Origin of the sequence: Streptomyces sp. Je 1-4 4N24, from assembly GCF_026239515.1 — a bacterium.
Taxonomy (GTDB): domain Bacteria; phylum Actinomycetota; class Actinomycetes; order Streptomycetales; family Streptomycetaceae; genus Streptomyces; species Streptomyces nigrescens.
In genome coordinates, this window is the sequence record NZ_CP110836.1 from 4,965,171 (window position 1) to 4,988,601 (window position 23,431).

General features: G+C 70.2%; 22 protein-coding genes and 4 tRNA genes. 13 read left to right on the plus strand and 13 right to left on the minus strand.

What is annotated here, in order from left to right:
- Positions 1 to 120: 120 nt before the first annotated feature.
- Positions 121 to 1,602 carry a N,N-dimethylformamidase beta subunit family domain-containing protein gene (locus SLV14N_RS21635; protein WP_263270693.1) on the plus strand — a complete coding sequence of 494 codons (1,482 nt, stop codon included), beginning with the start codon at positions 121 to 123 and terminating at the stop codon, positions 1,600 to 1,602.
- Between the two features lie 46 nt (positions 1,603 to 1,648).
- On the opposite strand, the gene SLV14N_RS21640 is transcribed toward SLV14N_RS21635, so the two are convergent.
- Positions 1,649 to 2,548 carry a LysR family transcriptional regulator gene (locus tag SLV14N_RS21640; RefSeq protein WP_263270695.1) on the minus strand — a complete coding sequence of 300 codons (900 nt, stop codon included), beginning with the start codon at positions 2,546 to 2,548 and terminating at the stop codon, positions 1,649 to 1,651.
- A 101-nt stretch (positions 2,549 to 2,649) separates the two neighbouring features.
- Here SLV14N_RS21640 and SLV14N_RS21645 point away from each other — a divergent pair, with 101 nt between their 5' ends.
- The gene (locus SLV14N_RS21645) at positions 2,650 to 3,909 is read left to right on the plus strand and encodes an MFS transporter (protein ID WP_259670448.1); all 1,260 of its coding nucleotides are present in this window, start codon (positions 2,650 to 2,652) and stop codon (positions 3,907 to 3,909) included.
- A 98-nt stretch (positions 3,910 to 4,007) separates the two neighbouring features.
- A complete protein-coding gene (locus tag SLV14N_RS21650) occupies positions 4,008 to 4,907 on the plus strand; it encodes a phosphoribosylaminoimidazolesuccinocarboxamide synthase (RefSeq protein ID WP_026170165.1) in 900 nt (299 codons plus the stop codon).
- Positions 4,908 to 4,949: 42 nt separating this feature from the next.
- Here SLV14N_RS21650 and SLV14N_RS21655 read toward each other — a convergent pair.
- The 8 genes from SLV14N_RS21655 to SLV14N_RS21690 all read right to left on the minus strand — a co-directional run bounded on the left by SLV14N_RS21655 (position 4,950) and on the right by SLV14N_RS21690 (position 9,774).
- Positions 4,950 to 5,022: transfer RNA gene (locus SLV14N_RS21655), tRNA-Gly, on the minus strand.
- 53 nt (positions 5,023 to 5,075) lie between these two features.
- A complete protein-coding gene (locus tag SLV14N_RS21660; protein WP_259670449.1) occupies positions 5,076 to 5,705 on the minus strand; it encodes a response regulator transcription factor in 630 nt (209 codons plus the stop codon).
- 65 nt (positions 5,706 to 5,770) lie between these two features.
- On the minus strand, positions 5,771 to 7,027 hold the full coding sequence (locus SLV14N_RS21665) for a sensor histidine kinase (protein WP_263270697.1): 1,257 nt from the start codon (positions 7,025 to 7,027) through the stop codon (positions 5,771 to 5,773).
- Positions 7,028 to 7,062: 35 nt separating this feature from the next.
- Complete coding sequence (locus tag SLV14N_RS21670; protein ID WP_259670450.1) at positions 7,063 to 7,881, minus strand: ABC transporter permease; 819 nt, start codon at positions 7,879 to 7,881, stop codon at positions 7,063 to 7,065.
- On the minus strand, positions 7,878 to 8,951 hold the full coding sequence (locus SLV14N_RS21675) for an ABC transporter ATP-binding protein (protein WP_263270698.1): 1,074 nt from the start codon (positions 8,949 to 8,951) through the stop codon (positions 7,878 to 7,880). The genes SLV14N_RS21670 and SLV14N_RS21675 overlap by 4 nt, the downstream gene beginning before the upstream one ends.
- Before the next feature lie 164 nt (positions 8,952 to 9,115).
- Positions 9,116 to 9,188 (minus strand) — tRNA-Gly (locus SLV14N_RS21680).
- Between the two features lie 74 nt (positions 9,189 to 9,262).
- Positions 9,263 to 9,334: transfer RNA gene (locus SLV14N_RS21685), tRNA-Gly, on the minus strand.
- A 119-nt stretch (positions 9,335 to 9,453) separates the two neighbouring features.
- Positions 9,454 to 9,774 (minus strand): Lsr2 family protein, encoded by a 321-nt coding sequence (locus tag SLV14N_RS21690; protein ID WP_026170169.1) that lies wholly within the window; start codon positions 9,772 to 9,774, stop codon positions 9,454 to 9,456.
- 300 nt (positions 9,775 to 10,074) lie between these two features.
- On the opposite strand from SLV14N_RS21690, the gene purS reads away from it, so the two are divergent.
- The 8 genes from purS to purM all read left to right on the plus strand — a co-directional run bounded on the left by purS (position 10,075) and on the right by purM (position 18,642).
- Positions 10,075 to 10,320 carry a phosphoribosylformylglycinamidine synthase subunit PurS gene (purS, locus tag SLV14N_RS21695; RefSeq protein ID WP_006604673.1) on the plus strand — a complete coding sequence of 82 codons (246 nt, stop codon included), beginning with the start codon at positions 10,075 to 10,077 and terminating at the stop codon, positions 10,318 to 10,320.
- Positions 10,317 to 10,997 (plus strand): phosphoribosylformylglycinamidine synthase subunit PurQ, encoded by a 681-nt coding sequence (gene purQ, locus SLV14N_RS21700; protein ID WP_208682881.1) that lies wholly within the window; start codon positions 10,317 to 10,319, stop codon positions 10,995 to 10,997. The genes purS and purQ overlap by 4 nt, the downstream gene beginning before the upstream one ends.
- Positions 10,994 to 13,243 carry a phosphoribosylformylglycinamidine synthase subunit PurL gene (gene purL / locus SLV14N_RS21705; protein WP_208682884.1) on the plus strand — a complete coding sequence of 750 codons (2,250 nt, stop codon included), beginning with the start codon at positions 10,994 to 10,996 and terminating at the stop codon, positions 13,241 to 13,243. The genes purQ and purL overlap by 4 nt, the downstream gene beginning before the upstream one ends.
- 153 nt (positions 13,244 to 13,396) lie before the next feature.
- On the plus strand, positions 13,397 to 13,909 hold the full coding sequence (locus tag SLV14N_RS21710) for a helix-turn-helix transcriptional regulator (protein WP_208682886.1): 513 nt from the start codon (positions 13,397 to 13,399) through the stop codon (positions 13,907 to 13,909).
- Positions 13,910 to 13,940: 31 nt separating this feature from the next.
- Positions 13,941 to 14,810, plus strand: a complete 870-nt coding sequence (locus SLV14N_RS21715) for a M23 family metallopeptidase (RefSeq protein ID WP_208682888.1) — start codon at positions 13,941 to 13,943, stop codon at positions 14,808 to 14,810.
- A 10-nt stretch (positions 14,811 to 14,820) separates the two neighbouring features.
- Complete coding sequence (locus tag SLV14N_RS21720) at positions 14,821 to 15,618, plus strand: maleylpyruvate isomerase family mycothiol-dependent enzyme (protein ID WP_263270702.1); 798 nt, start codon at positions 14,821 to 14,823, stop codon at positions 15,616 to 15,618.
- A 362-nt stretch (positions 15,619 to 15,980) separates the two neighbouring features.
- Complete coding sequence (gene purF, locus SLV14N_RS21725; protein WP_018092655.1) at positions 15,981 to 17,540, plus strand: amidophosphoribosyltransferase; 1,560 nt, start codon at positions 15,981 to 15,983, stop codon at positions 17,538 to 17,540.
- Positions 17,541 to 17,574: 34 nt separating this feature from the next.
- Positions 17,575 to 18,642, plus strand: a complete 1,068-nt coding sequence (gene purM, locus SLV14N_RS21730; RefSeq protein ID WP_109890760.1) for a phosphoribosylformylglycinamidine cyclo-ligase — start codon at positions 17,575 to 17,577, stop codon at positions 18,640 to 18,642.
- A 186-nt stretch (positions 18,643 to 18,828) separates the two neighbouring features.
- Here the strand turns inward: purM and SLV14N_RS21735 are convergent, their stop codons facing one another.
- Complete coding sequence (locus SLV14N_RS21735; protein WP_018092657.1) at positions 18,829 to 19,080, minus strand: DUF3073 domain-containing protein; 252 nt, start codon at positions 19,078 to 19,080, stop codon at positions 18,829 to 18,831.
- A gap of 318 nt (positions 19,081 to 19,398) precedes the next feature.
- Positions 19,399 to 20,517: a Glu/Leu/Phe/Val dehydrogenase dimerization domain-containing protein gene (locus SLV14N_RS21740; RefSeq protein ID WP_263270703.1), complete on the minus strand. Its 1,119-nt coding sequence runs from the start codon at positions 20,515 to 20,517 to the stop codon at positions 19,399 to 19,401.
- A 196-nt stretch (positions 20,518 to 20,713) separates the two neighbouring features.
- Here SLV14N_RS21740 and SLV14N_RS21745 point away from each other — a divergent pair, with 196 nt between their 5' ends.
- Entirely contained in the window at positions 20,714 to 21,550 is an 837-nt protein-coding gene (locus SLV14N_RS21745; protein ID WP_208682895.1) for a hypothetical protein, read from the plus strand.
- A 514-nt stretch (positions 21,551 to 22,064) separates the two neighbouring features.
- Entirely contained in the window at positions 22,065 to 22,271 is a 207-nt protein-coding gene (gene bldC / locus SLV14N_RS21750; protein WP_003949541.1) for a developmental transcriptional regulator BldC, read from the plus strand.
- Positions 22,272 to 22,788: 517 nt separating this feature from the next.
- Here the strand turns inward: bldC and SLV14N_RS21755 are convergent.
- Both SLV14N_RS21755 and SLV14N_RS21760 read right to left on the minus strand, forming a co-directional pair.
- Positions 22,789 to 23,022 carry a DUF6274 family protein gene (locus SLV14N_RS21755; protein ID WP_263270704.1) on the minus strand — a complete coding sequence of 78 codons (234 nt, stop codon included), beginning with the start codon at positions 23,020 to 23,022 and terminating at the stop codon, positions 22,789 to 22,791.
- Positions 23,023 to 23,338: 316 nt separating this feature from the next.
- Positions 23,339 to 23,413 (minus strand) — tRNA-Asp (locus tag SLV14N_RS21760).
- Positions 23,414 to 23,431: the final 18 nt, after the last annotated feature.

Sequence of the window (23,431 nt, forward strand, 5' to 3'; positions counted from 1 at the left end):
GGGTGACGGAGTGGGTGCGTAATGTGATGTGCTGGGGGACGGCCGGCCGGGTTCGCCCCGCCGGCGCAGCACCGGCCCGAGGGGCCGCGGCCGATGGGGGACGCGGGAGGGGAGTGGAAGGTGGCGACGGATCAGATCAGGCGCTGGGAGTCGGGCGCCCTCGCCCACGCGGTCACGGACCCGTTCGGGCAGGGCCCGCTGCCCTGGCTGCGCGGCAGCGAGAACTACTTCGACTCCGGCCGCATCATCCCCTGGTACGTCGACCCCGCCGTCGCCCAGGGCGATCTGAGCGAGCCCGTCCCCCACAAGCACAACGGCCCGCGCACCGCCGATGACGTGCACCGCCAGATCAAAGGTTTCGCCGGCCCCGGCGCGGTGGCCCCCGGCGAGGCCATCGACTTCCGGGTCTCGGTCGATCCGCCCCAGCCGTTCAGCATCGACGTCTACCGCATCGGCCACTACGGCGGCACCGGCGCCCACAAGGTCACCACCAGTCCGCGGCTGGCCGGTATCGTCCAGCCGCCCCCGCTGACCGCCGAGCGCACGGTCTCCTGCCATCACTGGTGGCTGTCCTGGCGCCTCCAGGTCCCCACGTTCTGGAACCTCGGCGCCTATGTCGCGGTGCTCACCACCGCCGACGGCCGCTACCGCTCCCACATCCCCTTCACCGTCCGCGACAACGAGCCCGCCGATCTCCTCCTGCTGCTGCCCGACATCACCTGGCAGGCCTACAACCTCTACCCGGAGGACGGCCGCACGGGCGCGAGCCTCTACCACGCCTGGGACGAAAAGGGCGCCCTGCTCGGTGAACAGGACGCCGCCACCACTGTCTCCTTCGACCGCCCCTACGCCGGCGCCGGCCTGCCCCTCCATGTCGGCCATGCCTACGACTTCATCCGCTGGGCCGAGCGCTACGGCTACGACCTCGCCTACGCCGACGCCCGCGATCTGCACGCCGGCCGGGTCGACCCGTCCCGCTACCGCGGCCTGGTCTTCCCGGGCCACGACGAATACTGGTCGGTGCCCATGCGCCGCACGGTCGAGGCCGCCCGGGACACCGGCACCTCCCTGGTCTTCCTGTCCGCCAACACCATGTACTGGCAGGTCGACCTCTCCCCGTCGCCCTCGGGCCCGGACTCCCTGCTCCACTGCCGCAAGCGCCAGGGCCCCGGACGCCCCGCGCTCTGGCGGGAGAACGGCGATCCCGAGCAGCGGCTGATGGGCATCCAGTACGCCGGCCGGGTCCCCGAACCGGCCCCCCTGGTCGTCCGCAACGGCAGCCACTGGCTGTGGGAGGCCACTGGCGCCCATGAAGGCGATGAGCTTCCCGGCCTGGTCGCCGGTGAGGCCGACCGTTACTTCCCGCGCACCAGCCTCCCCAAGCACACCGAACGCATCCTGCTCTCCCACTCCCCGTACCGCGACAGCGAGGGCGCCCGCCGCCATCAGGAGACCTCTCTTTACCGCGCCCCCAGTGGCGCCTGGGTCTTCGCCTCCGGCACCTTCGCCTGGTCGCCCGCCCTCGACCGCCCCGGCCATGTCGACCAGCGCGTCCAGCGCGCCACCGCCAACCTCCTCGACCGCATCTGCAAACGCGACTGAGCCCGGCGCGGTAGAGCCTGTCCGACGGATCAGCGTCGAAGAGGCCCTACCGCGCGGCGGCCGGCCCCAACTCCCGTGCCAGCGCGACGGTCAGCGCCCGGAAGATCCGCACCTCCGGATCGGGGTCCTGCTCCCGGGTCGCGAGCACGCTGTCCGCCCACGGCGCGTCCAGCACCGGTATGCACACGGTGCCCGGCCACGGGTAGTAGCGCGCGAACGACTTCAGCGCCGAGCCCGCGCCCCGCCCCGCCACCACGCTCGTCAGACAGTCGTGCGGGGTCAACGCACAGTCAGGGCTGCGCCGTTCACCCTCGTCGAAGTACAGGTAGTCGGTGAAAGGCCGCGGGGTGTGCGGCGGCAGCCGCAGATACGGCAGGTCGATGATGTCCGCCCGCCGCACCCCCTCCCGCGCGGCGTCCGCGAGCGAGGACGCCGCCGACACCACCACGATCCGCTGCTCGGTCGTCAGCACATCGACCGTGATCCCCTCGCTCTGGAACCCGGGACGGACGAACGCCACATCCACCCGGTCCTCGCGCAGTGCGCTGCAGTGCTCGGTGAAGGTCAACTGCACCAGCGACAACGGCACTTCGGGCCGCGCCCGGCGGAAGGCGCTGACCGCGGCCGGGGTCACCTCGGCCGATCCGTGCCCCATGACGCCGACCCGCAGCGGCCGCCGCGGTGCCGCCCCCTGGGCCACGTCCGCCACATCGTCCATGGCGGCGTTGGCGGCGGCGAGCAGCGTACGGGCGTGGGAGACCAGCCGCCGCCCGGCCGGGGTCGGCGCCACCGGGCTCCGCTCCAGCAGCGGGGTGCCGAACTCCCGCTCCAGTTGCTGAATGTGTCCGGTCACCGCCGCGGGAGACAGGAACAACCGGGTCGCCGCCCGCCCGAAGTGCCCTTCCTCGACCACGGCAAGGAAGGAGGAGAGCCGCCGCAGATCCATGCGCCCCACGATAATTCCGGGCCCGCTCCCGCCCCCGGGACCGTTCACACTTCCTGAACGGCGGAGGCGCCGCGGCCCGCACGGCCCGTACAAAGCCCTGCATGACCACCACGGCACCCGCACGCCTCCCGACCGGCCGCCCTCCGCTCGCGCCCCGCCACTGGCTGCGCACCGGATGGGTCATGACCGCGTCGGGCTGGAGCGCCAACCAGTTCTCCGCCCTGCTCGGCGCCTACCACTCCGGCCCCGGTCTGACCGCGGCCACCACCAGCGCACTCTTCGGCGTCTACGTCCTCGGCCTGATCCCCGGTCTGTTCCTGGGCGGCCCGCTCGCCGACCGCCGCGGCCGCCGCCCCGTCGTGTTCACCGCGCTCGCGATCTCCGCGCTGGCGACCGCGCTGCTGATGGCGGGCGCGACGGCCACCGGTCTGCTGTGGCCCGGCCGCTTTCTGACCGGCATCGGTGCCGGTGCCCTGCTCAGCGCCGGCAGCGCCTGGATCAAGGAGCTGTCCTCACCGCCGTACGACACCGTCTCGGCGGCGGGGGCCGCGGCCCGTCGCTCGGGGCTCTTCCTCTCCGCGGGCTTCGCCACCGGCGGCCTGGCGGCGGCACTGACCGCCCAATGGGCCCCGGCGCCCCTGATCACGGCCTACCTCCCGCACCTCGCCCTCTCCGCGGCAGCCGCCCTCCTCGCGGCCCGCACCCCGGAAACCGCCACCACCGGCGGACAGTTGGCGGCCACCACGCCGGCCGCGCCTGCCCCCGCCGCTGTCCCTGCCCCCACCCCCGGCACCGCCTTCCGCCGGCTGGTCGCCCCGGTCGCCCCCTGGGTGTTCGTCGCCCCCAGCATCGCCCTCGCCACCCTCCCCGGGCTCGTCGACGCCGGGCTCACCGGCTGGCAGACCGTGTACGCCGGCATCGTCACCGCGGTCACCCCCGGCACCGGCCTGCTCGTCGCCCCGCTCGCCCGCCGCCTCGCCGCCCGGCACCGCATCGCCACCGCCGTCGCCGGGCTCGCCGCCGTCATCCTCGGCCTGCTCCTCGCCGCCTTCGCCGTCGCCCACATACGGCCCGACGCGGCCCTGCTCGCCGCCGCCGTCCTCGGCGCCGGATACGGACTGTGTGTGGCGTACGGACTGACCGAGGTCGCCGCCCTGGCACCCCCGGACCGGCTGGCCCGCCTCACCGCGCGCTTCTGGGCCCTGTGCTACCTGGGCTTCTGCACCCCGTACGCGATCACCCTGCTCACCGGCTGGTTCGCCCCGGCCACGGTCCTGCTCGCGGCGGTCGTCCCGGCCGCGGCCACCCTCGCGCTGATCGCCCACCGGGGCACCCGTCGCGGCACCCGCCGCCCCGTCTGACACCGGGCTCCGGGGGCGCACCCGGCCCCCGTCCGACACCTCCGGCGCGCGTAAGGGAGAATCGGTAGGACTCCTGGATCAACCTACGCGGAGGAAGCGTGCCCGGTTTTGTAGAAAAGCCTGAGCCGGTGGAGGTCCCCGGGCTCACCCACCTCCACACCGGCAAGGTGCGCGACCTCTACCGGAACGCCGCCGGTGACCTGGTCATGGTCGCCAGCGACCGGACCTCGGTCTACGACTGGGTGCTGCCCACCGAGATCCCGGACAAGGGCCGCGTCCTCACCCAGCTGTCCCTGTGGTGGTTCGATCAGCTCTCCGACCTGGTGCCCCACCATGTCCTCGCCACCGACGTCCCGGCCGGCGCCCCCGCCGACTGGGCGGGCCGCACCCTGGTCTGCAAGTCGCTGGACATGGTCCCCGTGGAGTGTGTGGCCCGCGGCTATCTCACCGGCTCCGGCCTCGCCGAATACCGGCAGACCCGTACGGTCTGCGGACTGGCCCTCCCCGAAGGCCTCGTCGACGGCTCCGAGCTCCCCGCGCCGATCTTCACCCCGGCCACCAAGGCCGCCGTCGGCGATCACGACGAGAACGTCTCCTACGAGGAGGTCGCCCACCAGGTCGGCACCGAGGTCGCCGCCCAGCTGCGGCAGACCACCCTCGCCGTCTACGGCCGGGCCCGCGACATCGCCCGCGAGCGCGGCATCATCCTGGCGGACACCAAGTTCGAGTTCGGCTTCGACGGCGAGCAGCTGACCCTGGCCGATGAGGTCCTGACGCCGGACTCCTCGCGCTTCTGGCCGGCCGATCTGTGGCAGCCGGGCCGCGCCCAGCCGTCCTTCGACAAGCAGTTCGTCCGTGACTGGCTGACGTCCCCCGCCGCGGCCTGGGACCGTACGGGCGAGGAGCCGCCGCCCGCCCTCCCGCACGAGATCGTCGAGAGCACCCGCGCCAAGTACATCGAGGCCTACCAGCGCCTCACGGGCCTCAGCTGGTCATAACGGAAAGACCCCGGTCACCGACCGGGGTCTTTCCTTCATCTGAGCGGACGACGAGGCTCGAACTCGCGACCTCAACCTTGGCAAGGTTGCGCTCTACCAACTGAGCTACGTCCGCATGCTCCGCGCAAAGCTCCTGAAATCAGTCGCCGCCGCGCGGTGCGGGGTCCACTATAGCCAACCCCGCTCGCGGGCGATGCGCGCCGCCGCATGACGGTTCTCCGCGCCCAGCTTCGCGGTCGCCGACGAGAGATAGTTCCGCACCGTCCCCGGCGACAGTGACGCCCGCGCCGCGATCTCCGTGACCGGGGCCCCTGCCTCGGCGCATTCCAGTACCTCCGCCTCCCGGACGGTCAGCGGTGACTCCCCGGCGCTTATCGCGTCCGCCGCCAACTCCGGGTCCACATAACGGTTTCCGGTATGCACCGTGCGGATGATCTCCGCCAGCCGCTGCGCCGACACCGTCTTCGGCACAAAGCCCCGCACCCCCGCCTCCAGTGCCCGCTTCAGATGCCCCGGCCGGCCGTGACTCGTCACGATCATCGACCGGCACCCCGGCACCTCGTCCCGCAGCGATGTGGCCACCGCCACACCGTCCGCCCCCGGCATCTGCAGATCCAGCACCGCCACATCCGGCTCATGCGCCCGGGCCATCGCCCGCGCCTCCGGCCCCGTCGCCGCCTCCGCCACCACCTGCAGATCGTCCTCCAGCGACAACAACGCCGCCAGAGCCCCACGGATCAGGTGCTCATCATCCGCGAGCAACACCCGGATCACCCGCTCGCTCACCCCCTCACTCACCCCGTCATCCCCCTCTCCGTCCCACCGCGACCGCCCGCACCGACACACTCCGCACCCCGCCCCCGCTACCCACTCGCCGCCCCCACCGGGAGTTCGACCGTCAGCCGGAAGAAGCCGTTCGGGACCAGGCCCGACGTCAGGCTCCCGCCCAAGGGGCTGAGCCGTTCCCGCAGTCCCTTGAGACCGCTGCCGGGGAGCGAACCGGCGGCGGACCCGTCCGGCGGACTGGTGACACCGTCGTTCTCCATGGTCATCACCAGCACCGAGCGGTGCGGGTCGATCCGGGTCCGCACCGCACAGCGCCGCACTTCCACGGCGTGCCGCAGGACGTTCGTGGTGCCTTCGCGGACGACCCAGCCGAGCGCCGACTCCACCTCCGGCGGCAGCTGTGCCCCTTCCTCGCCCTCGATACGGCAGTCCACCCCCGCCGCCCGCAGTATGGAGCGGGCCCCCGCCAACTCCGCCTGCAGATCGGCCTTCCGGTAGCCGCGCACCACCTCCCGGACCTCCCGCTGTGACTCCTGGGCGATCCGCTGCACCTCCACCATCTGCTCCACGGCCTCCGGCCGCTCCCGTCGCGCCAGCTGGACCGCCAGCTCGCTCTTGAGCGCGATCACCGCCAGATTCCGGCCCATGACATCGTGCAGATCCCGGCCGAACCTCAGCCGCTCCTCGGCGACCGCGAGCCGCGTCTCGGTGCCGCGTGCCGCATCCAGCTTCCAGATCACACCGAGCAGCCAGCCCGTGGGTCGCGCCAGCACAAAGCTCCACATACCGGCGAAGAGCAACAGGCACGCCATGCCCAGCGAGCCCAGCCAGGAGCCCGTGAGCGGGAAGAGCAACGCCATGGACGCCGCGGCGCTGCCGGACAGCGCGGCCAGGAACTTCCGCTTGGACACCACCAGGCTGTGGGCCATGAAGAACGGTGTCAGGGTCGCGCCGATCGCCAGCGCCACCGCACTCACACTGTCCTTGTCGGCCGCTCCCTTGACGGTGAGCAGCGTCCACAGCGCGCCCTCGGCGACGAGGGTCAGCACCCCCGAGACGAACAGCAGGGTGCGCGGTGTCGCCCCCCGTTCCAGATAGCGGTTCAATGCGCGGTTCAACAGCGGTACGGCCAGCGCGCCCTGTGCCAGATTCAGCCCCATGGCGACTCCGGCCAAGGTGACCGGCACAGGGCTGCCCCCCGTCTGGCTCATCACAGGCGCCACCCCCATGAGCACGGGAAGCCAGGGGAGGAGGTACAGACTGCTGCGGAAGTAGGCGTCGATCATGGCCATCTGGCCCCGCCGCCGCCACATCGTCCGTAGCTTTTCGATCATGCGCTGTCCGCCCCCGTCGTGATCGCCCTGCACCGCTAGCGCCGCGGCTCCCAGCGGAACCACCGCTGAACAGCAAACAACGCGAGCCCGCTCCAGGCCAAGCCGGTGATGACCTGCCCCAGCGTCTCCTTGAGGCCCCCGCCGCCGGTCCAGCCGGCCCGTATCAGCTCCATCGCCGGTGACAACGGGAGCAGTTCGAGAACGGACGCCACGCGCTCCGGAAGGATGTCCAGGGGGACGACCATCCCGGACCCGGCCAGCGACACCATCATGAAGGGGAGCACGGCCAGCTGAGCGGCCTCGGCCGACTTGGCGAGCACGGAGGATGCCGCGGCGAACCCCACGACCGCGGCCATGCCGAGCACCACTCCTGCGATGAGGAGATGCGGCGCGGTGGGCAGACCGGCGTCCAGCACCAGGCCGCCCAGGACCACCAGAAGGACACATTGCCCCAGCCCCAGCAGTACCGACGGGAGCGCGGTGCCGGTCAGTATTTCCAGGTCCCGCAGCTCACCGGTACGCAGTCGTTTGAGGACCAGTTCTTCACGCCGGGCGACATAGGAGCCGGTGAGGTTGGAGTAGACGGCGAAGATCAGGACGTAACCGAGGGTCGCGGGGAGCAGCACCGTTCCGACCGACAGCCCGGTGCCGGACAGATTCATTCCACTGACCGCCCCTTTCATGGCGAATGCCAGGGCGACCGGGATGATCAACGAGGTCGTCAACGCGGTCTTGTTGCGGCCGAGAAGGGTCAACTCGGCCCGCCCCAGGGAGAGAAGACGCGCCGCGGCGCCGGTCTCCCCGGCCGTTCCGGCGCGCTCGGGGACGCCGGCTTCCCTCACGCTTGCACTCATGCGTTCTCCAGCCCCTTTGCGATGTGCAGAAATGCCTCTTCCAGGGATGCGGATCTGACGTCCAGATTCCCCAGCGTTATCCCCTTGTCCTGAGCCCAGAGCAGTACGCCGGTCGCGGCCCGCTGCAGCTCGTCCGTCCGCAGCCGGACCGCGCGCCCGTCCGTCTCGTGGCCGATGACGCCCAGTTCGCCCAGAGGCGGGAGGTCGCCGAGATGGAATCCGGTGGGCAGCTCGAAGGAGATGTGCGAGGGGTGCGCGGCGACCACGTCCGCGACATGGCCCGCGGCCGCGATCCGCCCGCCGTGCATGATCGCCAGCCGGTCCGCCAGCTCCTCGGCTTCTTCGAGATAGTGCGTGGTCAGCACGATCGTGGTCCCGGAGTCCCGCAGCTCGCGGACCAATTCCCACGTGGCATGGCGCGCTTCGGTGTCCAGGCCGGTCGTCGGCTCGTCCAGGAACAGCACCTCGGGCCTCCCCAGCAGCGCCAGGGCGAGATCCAGCCGCCGGCGCTCACCGCCGGACAGCTGCTTCACCCGGACATTGCGGCGCCGCTCCAGCCCCACGGAGCCGAGGGCTTCGTCGACCGGACGCGCCCCGCTGGTGCACCCCGCCCACATGCGCACGGTCTCCGCGGGCGTCAGCTCGGAGGGGAAGCCGCCCTCCTGCAGCATGACGCCGACACGGGGCCGCACCTTGCGCCGCTCCCGGAAGGGGTCATGGCCAAGGACGCGGACCTGTCCGGCAGTGGGCAGGGCCAGGCCCTCCAGCAGTTCGAGAGTGGAGGTCTTGCCCGCGCCGTTGGTCCCCAGCAGCGCGAACAGCTCCCCGCGCTCGACGGCGAAGTCGATCCCGCGCACGGCCTCGAAGCTCCGCGGCCCGCTCGGCCCGCTCGGCCCGCTCGGCCCGCTGGGCCCGTTGCGCCGGCCCCGTTCCCGCCGACCGTCCGTGCGCCGGCCGGCGGCACCGTAACTCCTCCGCAGCCCGGTGACTTCGATCACACCGGCTCCGGAGCCGGCGCTTCTGGCGCCGCCGCGTCCGACGCCCCCGATGGTTTTCTCCCCGATGTTCATGAGACCAGCGTTCCGCCGGATCAAGGTTCGGGGCAGTGCGGGCTGTCATCGCAGCTGATGACAAATGTCAGTTGCCAAGGCGCGGAGCAAGGGAAGCGGGAGTGGCGCGATGTGGCGCCACAAAAGAAGGCCCCGGTCGCAATGACCGGGGCCTTCTTTATCTGAGCGGACGACGAGGCTCGAACTCGCGACCTCAACCTTGGCAAGGTTGCGCTCTACCAACTGAGCTACGTCCGCAGGCATCCACTCGGCTTTCACCGAGCGGCGCGACAGCTACTCTACCTGATCCTTTAGGAAGGTCGAGCAGTCAGAGCGGGTGACAGGGATTGCACACTGCGCCTCCCCCTTGGAAAGGGGGCGCTCTACTACTGAGCTACACCCGCGTGACTCCGTGAGGTCCGGCCTTTCGGCCTCGCCCCTCGGCGTGCTCCAGACTCTAGCTGATCAGTAGGGGTGCTGTGCAAGTCGGCTGCGCGCGGGCCGAGGGATGCCGGTAACTCGGTCAGTGATTGGCGGCGTTGAAGGCCTCGTAGACCTTCTTCGGGATCCGGCCGCGCGGGGGGACGTCCATCTGGTTGGAGCGGGCCCAGGCCCGGACGGCCGCGGGATCGGGGGTCACCGCGGTCCGGTGGTAGGCCTTGCCGGACTTGGCCCGCTTGCGGCCGGCCTCGACGAACGGAGCGAGGGCACCGCGCAGTTTCTTCGCATTGGCGGGATTGAGGTCGATCTCGTACGACTTCCCGTCCAATCCGAAGGCGACCGTCTCTGCGGCTTCTCCTCCGTCGATGTCATCGGAGAGCGTTACTACTACGCGCTGCGCCACGGATATCGGTCCTTTCGGGGAGCAACCCCTTGTTGACATGGGGTGATGCTCCGGATCCGGCTGATTGGGATCAATGCTTTTTCATTTGTACAGCGATGGGCATTGCATTGTGAAGCCCAGTTAATTTTGTCAGCGTGTCTTCCCGCAATCCGGACCCCGGATCTTTTCGAGGATTTTTCCTGCGGTGCACTCCTGTCGATACCGGACCGTGATCGGGCGCACTGTATATCTATGCGCGTAGATTTTCGAACACGGTACTGTGAGGACACCGCCTTACGCACCACACCACCGGGAGTGCCAGTGGCACGCGTCGTAGTCGACGTCATGCTCAAGCCGGAGATCCTCGACCCGCAGGGGCAGGCGGTGCAGCGCGCACTGCCACGCCTGGGATTCGAGGGGATCGCCGACGTCCGTCAGGGCAAGCGTTTCGAACTTGAGGTGGAGGGTCCGGTCGACGACGCCGCCCTCGCTCGCATCCATGAGATGGCCGAGACCTTCCTCGCCAACACCGTCATCGAAGACTTCACCGTGCGGGTCGACTCATGACCTCGCGGATCGGAGTCCTTACCTTCCCCGGCACGCTCGACGACCGCGACACCCAGCGCGCGGTCCGGGTGGCCGGCGCCGAAGCGGTGCCGCTGTGGCACCGCGACAAGGACCTCAAGCAGGTCGACGCCGTGGTGCTGCCCGGCGGCTTCTCGTACGGCGACTATCTGCGGGCCGGGGCCATCTCCCGTTTCTCGCCGCTGATGGAGACCGTTATCGAGCAGGCCAAGGCCGGTATGCCCGTCCTGGGTATCTGCAATGGCTTCCAGGTGCTCACCGAGAGCCACCTGCTGCCCGGCGCCATGCTCCGCAACAACCATCTGCACTTCATCTGCCGTGACCAGAAGCTGCGGGTGGAGAACGCGGAGACTTCCTGGACCGTGGACTACGAGTCCGGCCAGGAGATCAGTGTTCCGCTGAAGAACATCGACGGCCGGTACGTCGCCGACGAGCGCACGCTCGACATGCTCGAGGCCGAGGGCCGGGTCGCCTTCCGCTACCTGGACGGCAACCCCAACGGTTCGCTCCGCGATATCGCCGGCATCACCAATGAGGCGGGCAATGTCGTCGGCCTCATGCCGCACCCCGAGCACGCCGTGGAGCCGCTGATCGGTACGGGCCGTACCGACGGCCTCGGATTCTTCACCTCGATCCTGAAGAAGCTGGTCAACGCATGACTCTCGACACCGTCAAGCACGCAGCCGAGACGCCGGACACCGACCAGCCGTGGGCCGAACTCGGCCTGAAGCAGGACGAGTACCAGCGCATCCGGGAGATTCTCGGCCGCCGTCCCACCGGCGCCGAACTCGCCATGTATTCGGTCATGTGGTCCGAGCACTGCTCCTACAAGAGCAGCAAGGTCCATCTGAAGCAGTTCGGCGAGAAGGCCCCCGAGAACGACGCACTGCTCGTCGGTATCGGCGAGAACGCCGGTGTCGTCGACGTCGGCCAGGGCTACGCCGTCACCTTCAAGGTGGAGTCCCACAACCACCCCTCGTACATCGAGCCCTACCAGGGCGCGGCCACCGGCGTCGGCGGCATCGTCCGCGACATCCTCGCCATGGGCGCCCGCCCCGTCGCCGTCGTCGACCCGCTGCGGTTCGGTGCCGCCGACCACCCCGACACCAAGCGCGTCCTGCCGGGCGTGGTGGCCGGAATCGGCGGTTACGGCAACTGCCTGGGACTGCCCAACATCGGTGGCGAGGTCGTCTTCGACGCCTGCTACCAGGGCAACCCGCTGGTCAACGCCGGCTGTATCGGCGTCATGAAGCACGAGGACATCCACCTCGCCAAGGCGTCCGGCGCGGGCAACAAGGTCATCCTCTACGGCGCCCGCACCGGCGGCGACGGCATCGGCGGCGTCTCCGTGCTGGCCTCGGAGACCTTCGACGACTCCAAGCCCACCAAGCGCCCCGCCGTCCAGGTCGGTGACCCCTTCCAGGAGAAGCTGCTCATCGAGTGCACCCTGGAGATCTTCAAGGAAGACCTGGTCGACGGCATCCAGGACCTCGGCGGTGCCGGGCTGTCCTGCGCCACCAGCGAGCTGGCCTCGGCCGGCTCCGGCGGGATGCGCGTCGAGCTGGACACCGTGCCGCTGCGCGACTCCTCCCTCTCGCCCGAGGAAATCCTCATGAGCGAGTCCCAGGAGCGCATGTGCGCGATCGTTGAGCCCGGGAAGGTCGACCGCTTCCTGGAGATCTGCGAGAAGTGGGATGTCATCGCGACCGTCATCGGTGAGGTGACGGAGGGCTCGCAGCTGGAGATCTTCTGGCACGGCGAGCAGATCGTGGACGTACCGCCGCGCACCGTCGCCCACGAGGGCCCGGTCTACGAGCGCCCGTATGCCCGCCCCGACTGGCAGGACGCCCTCCAGGCCGACGACGCGGCCAAGCTGGCCCGCCCGGCGAACGCGGAGGAACTGCGGGCGCAGGTCCTGAAGCTGGTGGCCTCGCCCAACCAGGCCTCCAAGGCGTGGATCACCGACCAGTACGACCGGTTCGTGCAGGGCAACACCGTCCTCGCGCAGCCGGAGGACGCCGGTATGGTCCGCATCGACGAGGACAGCAACCTCGGTGTCGCGCTCGCGACCGACGGCAACGGGCGCTACGCCAAGCTCGACCCGTATGCGGGCGCGCAGCTGGCGCTGGCCGAGGCGTACCGCAATGTCGCCGCGTCCGGTGCCAAGCCGCTGGCGGTCTCCGACTGCCTGAACTTCGGTTCGCCCGAGGACCCGGCGGTGATGTGGCAGTTCGCCGAGGCCACCCGCGGTCTCGCCGACGCCTGCCAGACCCTCGGCACGCCCGTCACCGGCGGCAATGTCTCGCTCTACAACCAGACCGGCGAGGTGGCGATCCACCCGACCCCGGTCGTCGCGGTGCTCGGTGTCATCGACGATGTGAACCGCCGTACGCCGATCGCCTTCGCGGAAGAGGGCCAGCTGGTCTACCTCCTGGGTGACACCCGCGAGGAGCTCGGCGGCTCGGCGTGGTCGCAGGTCGTGCACGATCACCTCGGTGGTCTGCCGCCGAAGGTGGACCTGGAGCGCGAGCGCCTGCTGGCGGAGGTGCTGATCTCGGCCTCCCGTGACGGCATGATCGACGCCGCGCACGACCTCTCCGACGGCGGTCTGATCCAGGCGCTGGTGGAGTCGTGTCTGCGCGGCGGCAAGGGCGCCCGCCTCGTTGTTCCCGACGGGCTGGACCCCTTCGTCCTGCTGTTCTCCGAGTCGGCGGGCCGTGCGGTCGTCGCCGTCCCGCGCAGCGAGGAGCTCCGCTTCACCGATATGTGCGGTGCGCGGGGCCTGCCGGCCACCCGGATCGGCGTGATCGACGGCGCGGAGATCGACGTCCAGGGGCAGTTCAGCATCCCGCTGAGCGAGCTGAAGGAGTCGCACGAGGCGACGATCCCGGGCCTGATCGCCTGAGGCCGGGCGGGGCGGTGCACTCCGCCCCCATATGACGGTCCGACGGCCCGTCCCCACAAGGGGGCGGGCCGTCGCCGCTTTTCCGCGCCGGATGACTTTCCCCTAACGGGCAACCCTCTTGCCAAGAATTACGTAGTTACGTAATCTCTCACCATGGATCTCGAACAGCGGGTGTCCGAGCTGGAGCGACGGCTGGCGGCGCTCGAGCAGGCCGCCGACCGGCCGGCTCCCCCGCCCGAGCGGGACCCCGATGACGCGCTGTGGGCCCTGCAGGGCCTGAAGGGCCAGCTCGCCGAGCTGGGCGCCGACAACGGCGGAGTGCTCTTCACCGGCGCCGTACGGACCCCGGCCGGACAGCGCTACGAGTGGCAGTACGGCCTGGTCACCGACACCGTGCTGGACCGCGACTGGGCCGCCGCCGCCGAGTCGTTCGCGGCGCTCGGCCAGCCCGTACGCCTGCGGCTGCTGCGCGAGATCCTCGGCGGCCGCTGCACCGCCGCCGAACTCACCGAGCTCGACGGCACGGGCACGACCGGCCAGATCTACCACCACCTCCGGCAGCTGACCGCCGCCGGCTGGCTGCACACCGCCGCCCGCGGCCGTTACGAGGTACCCACCGACCGCGTCGTACCGCTGCTGGTGATGCTGACCGCCGCCGGGCCCTGACACCCACCCGAGCCGACCCCAGGGGAATCGCATGCCGTCCACGTCCGTACGGAAGCTCTCCGCACTCGCCGCCCGCCTCTGCCTGCTGACCTTCGTCGGGATGGTCGTCACGAACTTCTTCGTCGACTACTTCGCGTACTGGTTGACCTGGATCCCGCTCGTCCTGTGGCTGCTGCTCGGATTCGGCGTCCACCGGCGGAGGGCCGGCACGAAGGGCGAGGGCGCCACCGGGTCCGCTCCCGGGCCGGTGGTGACCGCCGCGCCGGTCACCGGCCGCTGGAAGGCGCTGAACAGCCCCGCCGACAAGGTGCCCAGCCACGGCACCCGGGCCTACGGGCAGGCGTACGCCATCGACATCGTGGCCGAGCCCGAGCCCGGCGCACGGCCCGGCTTCGGCTGGTGGCCCCTCGCTCGGGGCAATGCGGACTTCCCGGCCTTCGGTGCGCCCCTGTTCGCCGTCGCCGACGCCACCGTCGTCCACACCGACGACCGCCAGCGCGACCACCTCAGCCGCACGTCATGGCTCGCGGTCGTCTACTTCTTCCTCGTCGAAGGAATCGGCCGCACTCTGGGCGGCGTCCGGCGGATCATCGGCAACCACGTGATCCTCGACCTGGGCGGCGGCACCTACGCGCTCTACGCCCATGTCCGCCGCGGCTCGCTCACCGTCCGCCCGGGGGACCGGGTCCGGGCCGGACAGCAGCTCGGTCAGTGCGGCAACTCCGGCAACAGCACCGAGCCGCACGTCCACTTCCAGCTGATGAACGCCGCCGACTCCGAAACCGCCGACGGGCTTCCCTTCACCTGGCAGGACATCGGCGTCCCGGCCAACGGCGAGATCTTCGAGGCGGCCCCGGCGACGGTGGCGGAAACCGAGGGCACTGTCAGTGGTCCCGCCTAGGCTGATCCACATGCCACCCGCCGCCCGGAAGCCGCGCGCTCGTCAGTACGACCCGAAGAAGACCCGCGCCGCCGTCGCGGCCCAGCTCGATCATGTCCTGGACGCCGTACGCGGTCTCTCGCCCGAGCAGTTCGCGCTGCCGACCCGCCTCGGCGACTGGACGGTGCGGGAGCTGGTGGCGCATCTGGCCATGGCGGTGGGCGCGGTGGCGCGCAGCCTCGCGCGGCCGGCCCCGCCGCAGCCGGAGGCCACCCTGCTGGAATGGCCGTCCGCGTCCGCCCCGCTCGCCTCCTCGGTCGACGAGCGCAGCCGCGCCCTGGCCGCCGCCCACGAGCCCGTGGACCTGCTGGAGCGCACCGCGGCGGAGTACACCGAGGCCGTCGGACTGGAGCCCGATGACCGGGTGATGGCCGCCGTCCCCGGCGCGATGCGGCTGTCCGACTTCCTGGTCACCCGCTGCCTCGAACTCATCGTGCACACCGACGATCTCGCGGCGGCGACCGGCCAGGAGATCCCGTACGACCGCCAGGCCCTGGCCACCACGACCCGGCTGCTGGCCGATGTGCTGGCCGCTCGCGCGCCGGGCGGCTCGGTCGAGGTCCGGGTGCCGCCGTTCGCCGTGGTGCAGTGCGTCCAGGGGCCGAAGCACACCCGCGGCACCCCGCCGAATGTCGTCGAGACCGACCCGCTGACCTGGATACGGCTGGCCACCGGCCGGACGACGTGGGCCGAGGCGGTGGACGCGGCGCGCGTCAGCGCCGGCGGCGAGCGGGCCGACATCGGCGCGTATCTGCCCGTCATGAGCTGATCGGGCCGGGTCGGCTCGAACCGGGTCCCGGCGGGGGACGGTGCACGTCGCGTATCTCACACGGACGGGGCGGACGCGGCGAGCGGCAAACCCGGAAGGAGCGAGGCCATGGCCGCACAACGGGCGACCGCGGGGAAGCGAGAAGCGGAGCACCGCAATCCGCTCAGCAGTGAAGAAAACGCAGTTCAGCGCGGCGGCCGGGGCGGCACTCGGCCCGCAATAGGCGAGGTACCGACCGGTCGGCCACCGGCCCGGCGGTCGTGGCCACGTCAATCACCCACGGTCCCGCATTCATGCACTTCTCCAGTTGCGCGGCCATCCCCGGTTCGGATGAATGCGCGACCTGCCCTAGACTCGGTGCCGTGCCACGTGGTGACGGACGACTCAGCCACGACCTGCTCCCCGGTGAGAAGGGCCCCCAGGACGCTTGCGGCGTCTTCGGTGTCTGGGCTCCGGGTGAAGAGGTCGCCAAACTCACCTATTTCGGGCTGTATGCGCTGCAGCACCGTGGACAGGAGTCCGCGGGCATCGCGGTGAGCAACGGCTCCCAGATCCTCGTCTTCAAGGACATGGGCCTGGTTTCCCAGGTCTTCGACGAGACTTCGCTCGGCTCCCTCCAGGGTCATATCGCCGTGGGCCATGCCCGCTACTCCACCACCGGTGCCTCGGTGTGGGAGAACGCCCAGCCGACGTTCCGTGCGACCGCGCACGGCTCGATCGCGCTCGGCCACAACGGCAACCTGGTCAACACCGCCGAGCTGGCGGATCTGGTCGCCGCCCTGCCCCGCGAGGGCGGCCGCGCGACCCAGGTCGCGGCCACCAACGACACCGACCTGGTGACAGCCCTGCTGGCCGGCCAGGTCGACGAGGACGGCAAGCCGCTGACCGTCGAAGAGGCCGCACCGCGCGTCCTGCCGAAGGTCAAGGGCGCCTTCTCGCTCTGCTTCATGGACGAGCACACGCTCTACGCCGCCCGCGACCCGCAGGGCATCCGCCCGCTGGTCCTCGGCCGCCTGGAGCGCGGCTGGGTGGTGGCCTCCGAGACCGCCGCCCTCGACATCTGCGGCGCCAGCTTCATCCGGGAGATCGAGCCCGGCGAGATGGTCGCCATCGACGAGGACGGCCTGCGCAGCAGCCGCTTCGCCGAGGCCCGCCCCAAGGGCTGTGTCTTCGAGTACGTCTACCTGGCCCGCCCGGACACCGACATCGCCGGCCGCAATGTGTACCTCTCCCGTGTGGAGATGGGCCGCAAGCTGGCCGCCGAGGCGCCGGCCGACGCGGACCTGGTGATAGCGACCCCGGAGTCCGGCACCCCCGCCGCCGTCGGCTACGCCGAGGCCAGCGGTATCCCTTACGGCTCCGGCCTGGTCAAGAACTCCTACGTCGGCCGGACCTTCATCCAGCCCTCGCAGACCATCCGCCAGCTCGGTATCCGTCTCAAGCTCAACCCGCTCAAGGAAGTCATCCGCGGCAAGCGCCTGGTGGTCGTCGACGACTCGATCGTCCGCGGCAACACCCAGCGCGCCCTCGTCCGGATGCTGCGCGAGGCCGGCGCCGCCGAGGTCCACATCCGGATCTCGTCCCCGCCGATCAAGTGGCCGTGCTTCTTCGGCATCGACTTCGCCACCCGTGCGGAGCTGATCGCCAACGGGCTGAGCGTGGAGGAGATCGGCAAGTCGCTGGGCGCCGATTCGCTCGCGTACATCTCCATCGACGGCATGATCGAGGCGACCACGATCGCCAAGCCGAATCTGTGCCGTGCCTGCTTCGACGGTGAGTACCCGATGGAGCTGCCCGACCCGGAGCTGCTGGGCAAGCACCTCCTGGAGTCGGAGACCGCGGCTCCGGCGAAGTCCGACGTGGACGGCGTCCAGACGCTCACGGCCGGGGTCGGCGGCGCCGACGCGCTGCGTCGCCCGTAGAGCTCGTACACACACGACACGAAAGTTCTCAGCCATGCCCGAGACCACTGGTGCCAGCTACGCGAGTGCGGGCGTCGACATCGAAGCCGGCGACCGCGCCGTGGACCTGATGAAGGAGTGGGTGAAGAAGGCCACCCGCCCCGAGGTCGTCGGCGGGCTCGGCGGCTTCGCAGGCCTCTTCGACGCCTCGGCGCTGAAGCGGTACGAGCGCCCGCTGCTGGCCTCCGCCACCGACGGCGTCGGCACGAAGGTCGACATCGCCCGCAAGATGGGCGTCTACGACAGCATCGGTCACGACCTCGTCGGCATGGTCGTCGACGACCTGGTCGTCTGCGGCGCCGAACCGCTGTTCATGACCGACTACATCTGCGTGGGCAAGGTCTACCCGGAGCGGGTCGCCGCGATCGTCAAGGGCATCGCCGAGGGCTGTGTGCTGGCCGGCTGCGCACTGGTCGGCGGCGAGACCGCGGAGCACCCTGGCCTGCTGGGCGCGGACGAGTTCGATGTCGCCGGTGCCGGTACGGGCGTCGTCGAGGCGGACCGGGTACTGGGCGCGGATCGTATCCGTACGGGTGACGCGGTGATCGCCATGGCGTCCTCCGGCCTTCACTCCAACGGGTACTCGCTGGTCCGTCATGTGCTGTTCGACCGGGCGGGGATGGCCCTGGACCGGGAGATCCCGGAGTTCGGCCGCACGCTGGGCGAGGAGCTCCTGGAGCCCACCAAGATCTACTCGCTGGACTGCCTGGCGCTTACCCGTACGACCGAGGTGCACGCCTTCTCGCACATCACCGGCGGCGGTCTGGCCAACAACCTCGCCCGGGTGATCCCGGACGGTCTGCACGCCACGGTCGACCGTGCCACCTGGACGCCCGGCCCGGTCTTCGACCTGGTCGGCTCGGCCGGCTCGGTCGAGCGCCTGGAGCTGGAGAAGACCCTGAACATGGGCGTCGGCATGATCGCCGTCGTCCCCCAGGGTTCGGTGGAGGCCGCCCTCACCACGCTCGCAGACCGCGGTGTGGACGCCTGGGTCAGCGGCGAGATCACCGAGCGCGGTGACCACGCAGAGGCAGTGACCCTGACCGGTGACTACGCGAGCTGACCGGCCGAGTCCGCCCCATGGCCCGGTCCGGGCCATGGGAGGTGCGGCCCTCGTCGGCAGCCGTCGGCGCGGCGGCCGCACCAACGGACATCCGGACAGTCATCTGGGCAGCACAGAACCCGGTCCGGGCAATGCCCAGGACCGGGTCCGTGATGCTGTTATGGGTGCCGCGAGCGCACAGCGTGGTCAAGCGCGACGACGCTGGTCCGACGAGTCGCCCTCGTCCTCTTCGTCGTCGTCGCTGTTGTACAGATCTGCGTACCGTGCGTACGGGTCGTCGTCCTCGTCCTCCTCGAACGGCTCTGCGTTCGGAGGCTGCTGGTTCGACGGTGATGCACCCAGCTCGTCGGCCAGTCGTGAGAGATCCGTCCCACCGCTGCTGTACTTCAGCTGGCGGGCGACCTTTGTCTGCTTGGCCTTGGCCCGGCCGCGCCCCATGGGTCGACCCCCTCAATGACGGGGCTCGATGGCCCCAGAGTCTTGACACGCGTTCATGGATCAGAGCGGGCTCTCGACAGAGAGACCGGCCCGTAGGGCTTTAACGGTACCTGCTTCCGCGGCCATACGGTACGTCGCCCGCATCACCCGCCGCTCGGCACGACCTGCAAGGTGCCCCGTCCCCGCTGGTCAACTGCGATTTTAACCTGTCCTGTACGGCGACCCGCCGACGGGTGGTGAGGGATGTCTCCCTGATCACCCGTGGCGGGCCGCACAAGCAGCTGTTTCCGGCCGACAAGGCCGCATTTCCGGCCTCGGTCAGGTGCGCCGGGCCTCCGCCATGCGCTGCTCGGCCAGGCGGTCGGCGGCCGCGGCGGGCGGAATGCCGTCGGCCTTCGCACGAGCGAATATCGCCAGGGTGGTGTCGAAGATCTTCGCTGCCTTGGTCTTGCAGCGGTCGAAGTCGAAGCCGTGCAGCTCGTCGGCCACCTGGATGACACCGCCGGCGTTCACGACGTAGTCGGGCGCGTAGAGGATGCCGCGGTCGGACAGATCCTTCTCGATGCCGGGGTGGGCGAGCTGGTTGTTGGCCGCGCCGCACACCACCTTCGCGGTCAGCGCCGGCACCGACTCATCGCTCAGCGCACCGCCCAGCGCACACGGCGCGTAGACGTCCAGGCCCTCGGTGCGGATCAGTGCCTCGGTGTCCGCGACCGCGGTGACCTGCGGGAACTTGGCGCGGACCCGGTCCACCGACTCGGCGCGGACATCCGTGATCACTACCTCGGCGCCGTCCTGGAGGAGATGCTCGACGAGGAGGTGGCCGACCTTGCCGACGCCCGCGATGCCCACCTTGCGGCCGCGCAGCGTCGGGTCGCCCCAGGCGTGCTGGGCCGAGGCGCGCATGCCCTGGAAGACGCCGTAGGCGGTCAGGACGGAGGAGTCGCCGGCGCCGCCGTTGTCGGGGGAGCGGCCGGTGGTCCACTTGTTCGTACGGGCGACGACGTCCATGTCGGCGACGTAGGTACCGACGTCGCACGCGGTGACATAGCGGCCCCCGAGGGAGGCCACGAACCGGCCGTAGGCGAGCAGGAGTTCCTCGGTCTTGATCAGATCGGGGTCACCGATGATCACGGCCTTACCGCCGCCGTGGTCCAGCCCGGCGAGGGCGTTCTTGTAGGACATGCCGCGCGACAGGTTCAGGGCGTCCAGCACGGCCTCCTCCTCGGAGGCGTAGGCATGGAAGCGGGTACCGCCGAGGGCGGGGCCCAGGGCGGTGCTGTGGATGGCGATCACAGCCTTCAGGCCGCTGGCACGGTCCTGGCAGAGAACGACCTGCTCATGGCCACCCTGCTCCGATCGGAACAGAGTGTGCAGAACGCCGCCGTCGGTGCCGGCGGAGGCCGGACGTACGTCAGTCACTGTGGTGACTCCCATAAGTCGCGAAGGATGCCCTCCGACGGGTGGGGAGGGCCGGTTGAAAAGAGCGTAAGACCTGCGGGGCGGGTTGATCGGTCAGGTGCCGAGGATCACCCTCTCCCGGGGGACGGGCATGGGACGATCTGGTCGTATCGCAGGCCGGCGGGGGCCCTCGGGATCTCCCGGCGGCGGACTTCCCTTTGAAGGAGCGGGCGTGGCCCTGGCGTCGTCGGTGAAGGTCCCGTACATGGCATATCTACGGGTCTACGAGCCGCTGGCTGCGTTCCCCGAGCCGGAGCGCACCCACTGGGCGCGCTATGCCAAGCGGGCGAAGACCCCTACTGCCCAGGACGAGCAGCGCCGGGCGCTGGCGGATCTGCTGCCGACCCCACCGGTGCCGGTGCCGGTCCACGAGAGCGCGGACGCCTTCATCGCCGTCGTGAACGAGGTGACCTGCGTCTGTCCGTGGCGCACCCGGCTGCGCGGCTGGCAGGCCCTGGAGACGCTGGACGAGCTGCTGCCGGCCTCGGTGCTGGATGCGGCGCTGCCCCCGGTCGTGCGCCGGCAGGCGGCCACCGACTACGAGCAGTGGCGGGAGCGCAACCCGGACGCCAGACCCTGGATCCGCGGGGCGGCCTGGCATGTCCCGGTCCGCTGGTTCGTGCTGTTCTCCGACGGCGAGCGGGAGTACACGAAGGGTGATCAGGGGCCGGTGCTGCGTTACCGGACGCCGATGGTGCAGGCGCGGCGGCGGGTCGCCCGTGGGCTGCGCACCCTGCGGGACGCCCTGGAAGAGGGGCCCTTGATCGACGGCCTGGTAGATGTGGGGCGCTGGCTCGAGGAATTCCATCCGCGTTCGCTCGTGGAGCTGGATTACGGAGGGCTGGTGCACGCGGTGCCCGAAGGGCAGCTCGCCGAGGACCGTTCCGCCGCCGAGGTGGCGGAGGGGCTGGCGGCGCTGCGCGAGGGGGACGGCGAGCGGGCCGGGGTCGCGTACGAGAAGCTTTCCCAGCGGTGGCGTGCGGTGCGGGAACGACAGTTCTCCAGCTGAGGCGCCGGTGCGGTGCCGAAGGTTTGTGGTGCGGAAGCGCTGCGTTCGCTTTTCGGTGGTTGGACGGTAAAGGACGTAGGTCCTGATCCGGGCGATTGCCTCAAGCGTGACCTAAAGCACTGACTTCGGGTCTTGCTCCCAAGCCATACCCTCGTGCCAAAATAGGACAAGGAGCCCGACCTGGGCTCCTTCCGTCCAACTAAGGGCGGATAGATCGGTATTGCGTTCCTTGAGGGTTCTGTGGCGGCTGATCACGTTGTGACTGATCGTCACGGACGGGTGACTGTCCGCTATGGCACGGTCCATCGGCTTCCGCCGAGGTTGAACACCTGAGAGGGCAATTCCATCGGTTTGGCCGACGTGGCTGGACAGATGGTGTAGTTGTAGTGCCGAGGACAAGCCGTTCGTCCTATAACCGACTCGGCCCGCGTCCGCCATTTCGGGCAACGTGGGTCAAGGTGCAGAATTTAGAGGAAAGAACCGTGATGGTTCGGTTCTCCCGAGGAGGCCGCTCATGACCGCTCGCACCCCTGACGCCGAGCCGCTGCTTACCCCTGCTGAGGTCGCCACGATGTTCCGCGTGGACCCGAAGACGGTGACCCGTTGGGCCAAGGCAGGCAAGCTCACGTCCATCCGCACGCTCGGAGGACACCGGCGTTACCGCGAGGCTGAGGTCCGCGCACTGCTCGCGGGCATCCCGCAGCAGCGCAGCGAGGCCTGAACAACCGCATAACCAGGTCGTTTTCGGGGCCCCCAACCCGAAAGCGCCCGCTTTGCGCCACACCGCTCGACCGCTCCACACAGCTTCATACGACGCGGCGCCTGCCCCACAGGCCCCACACCTGCTCCACTTGGGTACGTCATCGATCGCGCTGGACTCCGCCGGGTCCAGCGCGATTTTTTTGTGTGCGCCCGCTTCAGGGCTCGTCGGAGCGGTCGGGCCGGCCTGGCGCCGGCACCGTCCCGGACGGCGGCCAGGGGGTCTTCACGGGCCCTGTGAGGGCCTTTCCGAGTGGACCCCGGCCCCCTTTCCGGAGCCGCCTCAGGGGTGGTGCAATTGCACATATTAAATTGACCGGTTGTAGGGAGGGTGTAAGTTCCGCATCGCGCCAAACTTGTTCGGTGACACCCGTCACACTACGCGGCGCTTGAAGACGTTACGTCCACTGCGATAGAGAACCCCGCCCGCCACACCCAACGGGCCCTCACCGCGCAGTGGGTGGCGAGGGCGCTGGTGGTCACGCGGTCGCGGGAGTCCCGTCCTCGCCCGCCGGCGACTCACAGACGGCCGCGGGCGAGGCGGAGGTGGACGCCGGCGCCGGAGGCCCGGAGCGGGCCGTGTGCGGCTCCATGGCGAGCCGTTGCAGCTGATGACAGATGGGGCAGTGCCGCGTCAGGTGGCGGTAGCCCGTGGCCGCTGACAGATGGGCCCGCAACAGCGCCCTGGTCTCGTGCCGTACCGCAGTCGTCATTGCGCATACCTCCCCGGCCCCCACGCCTTCCTCAGTGAGTACCGGCGGTACGTGCCGCCGTCAATACAGCGGGCGCCAATCCGGCTACGGTCCGCATCCGGCGGGGTCGGAAATGGACAGCGGCAGGGACGGCGTCCTGCGGGGGTGTGGGGAGTGGCCGGCAGGCGGTCGGCGAGGCGGCCCGCACCGGTGCGCGATACGGGCCGTGGGGTGCGACCTGACGGGTTGTGGGATGCCCGGCGGCTTCGCACGGGGCGCGGCCCGGTCCGGACAGCAGTACGGCCCGCATCCGAGAGGGATGCGGGCCGTAAAAAAGCGGTCCTGACGGGATTTGAACCCGCGGCCTCCACCTTGACAGGGTGGCGAGCACTCCAAACTGCTCCACAGGACCTTGCGTTTCGCTTTCCGC

Bases quoted from the DNA above. Each gene is read 5' to 3' on its own strand.
- purQ (WP_208682881.1), top strand. From the start codon at position 10,317: ATGACCTCGCGGATCGGAGTCCTTACCTTCCCCGGCACGCTCGACGAC.
- SLV14N_RS21735 (WP_018092657.1), bottom strand. From the start codon at position 19,080: ATGGGGCGCGGCCGGGCCAAGGCCAAGCAGACAAAGGTCGCCCGCCAG.
- SLV14N_RS21740 (WP_263270703.1), bottom strand. From the start codon at position 20,517: ATGGGAGTCACCACAGTGACTGACGTACGTCCGGCCTCCGCCGGCACC.
- purL (WP_208682884.1), top strand. From the start codon at position 10,994: ATGACTCTCGACACCGTCAAGCACGCAGCCGAGACGCCGGACACCGAC.
- SLV14N_RS21640 (WP_263270695.1), bottom strand. From the start codon at position 2,548: ATGGATCTGCGGCGGCTCTCCTCCTTCCTTGCCGTGGTCGAGGAAGGG.
- bldC (WP_003949541.1), top strand. From the start codon at position 22,065: ATGACCGCTCGCACCCCTGACGCCGAGCCGCTGCTTACCCCTGCTGAG.
- purM (WP_109890760.1), top strand. From the start codon at position 17,575: ATGCCCGAGACCACTGGTGCCAGCTACGCGAGTGCGGGCGTCGACATC.
- SLV14N_RS21755 (WP_263270704.1), bottom strand. From the start codon at position 23,022: ATGACGACTGCGGTACGGCACGAGACCAGGGCGCTGTTGCGGGCCCAT.
- SLV14N_RS21710 (WP_208682886.1), top strand. From the start codon at position 13,397: ATGGATCTCGAACAGCGGGTGTCCGAGCTGGAGCGACGGCTGGCGGCG.
- SLV14N_RS21675 (WP_263270698.1), bottom strand. From the start codon at position 8,951: ATGAACATCGGGGAGAAAACCATCGGGGGCGTCGGACGCGGCGGCGCC.
- SLV14N_RS21670 (WP_259670450.1), bottom strand. From the start codon at position 7,881: ATGAGTGCAAGCGTGAGGGAAGCCGGCGTCCCCGAGCGCGCCGGAACG.
- SLV14N_RS21665 (WP_263270697.1), bottom strand. From the start codon at position 7,027: ATGATCGAAAAGCTACGGACGATGTGGCGGCGGCGGGGCCAGATGGCC.
- SLV14N_RS21645 (WP_259670448.1), top strand. From the start codon at position 2,650: ATGACCACCACGGCACCCGCACGCCTCCCGACCGGCCGCCCTCCGCTC.
- SLV14N_RS21720 (WP_263270702.1), top strand. From the start codon at position 14,821: ATGCCACCCGCCGCCCGGAAGCCGCGCGCTCGTCAGTACGACCCGAAG.
- SLV14N_RS21715 (WP_208682888.1), top strand. From the start codon at position 13,941: ATGCCGTCCACGTCCGTACGGAAGCTCTCCGCACTCGCCGCCCGCCTC.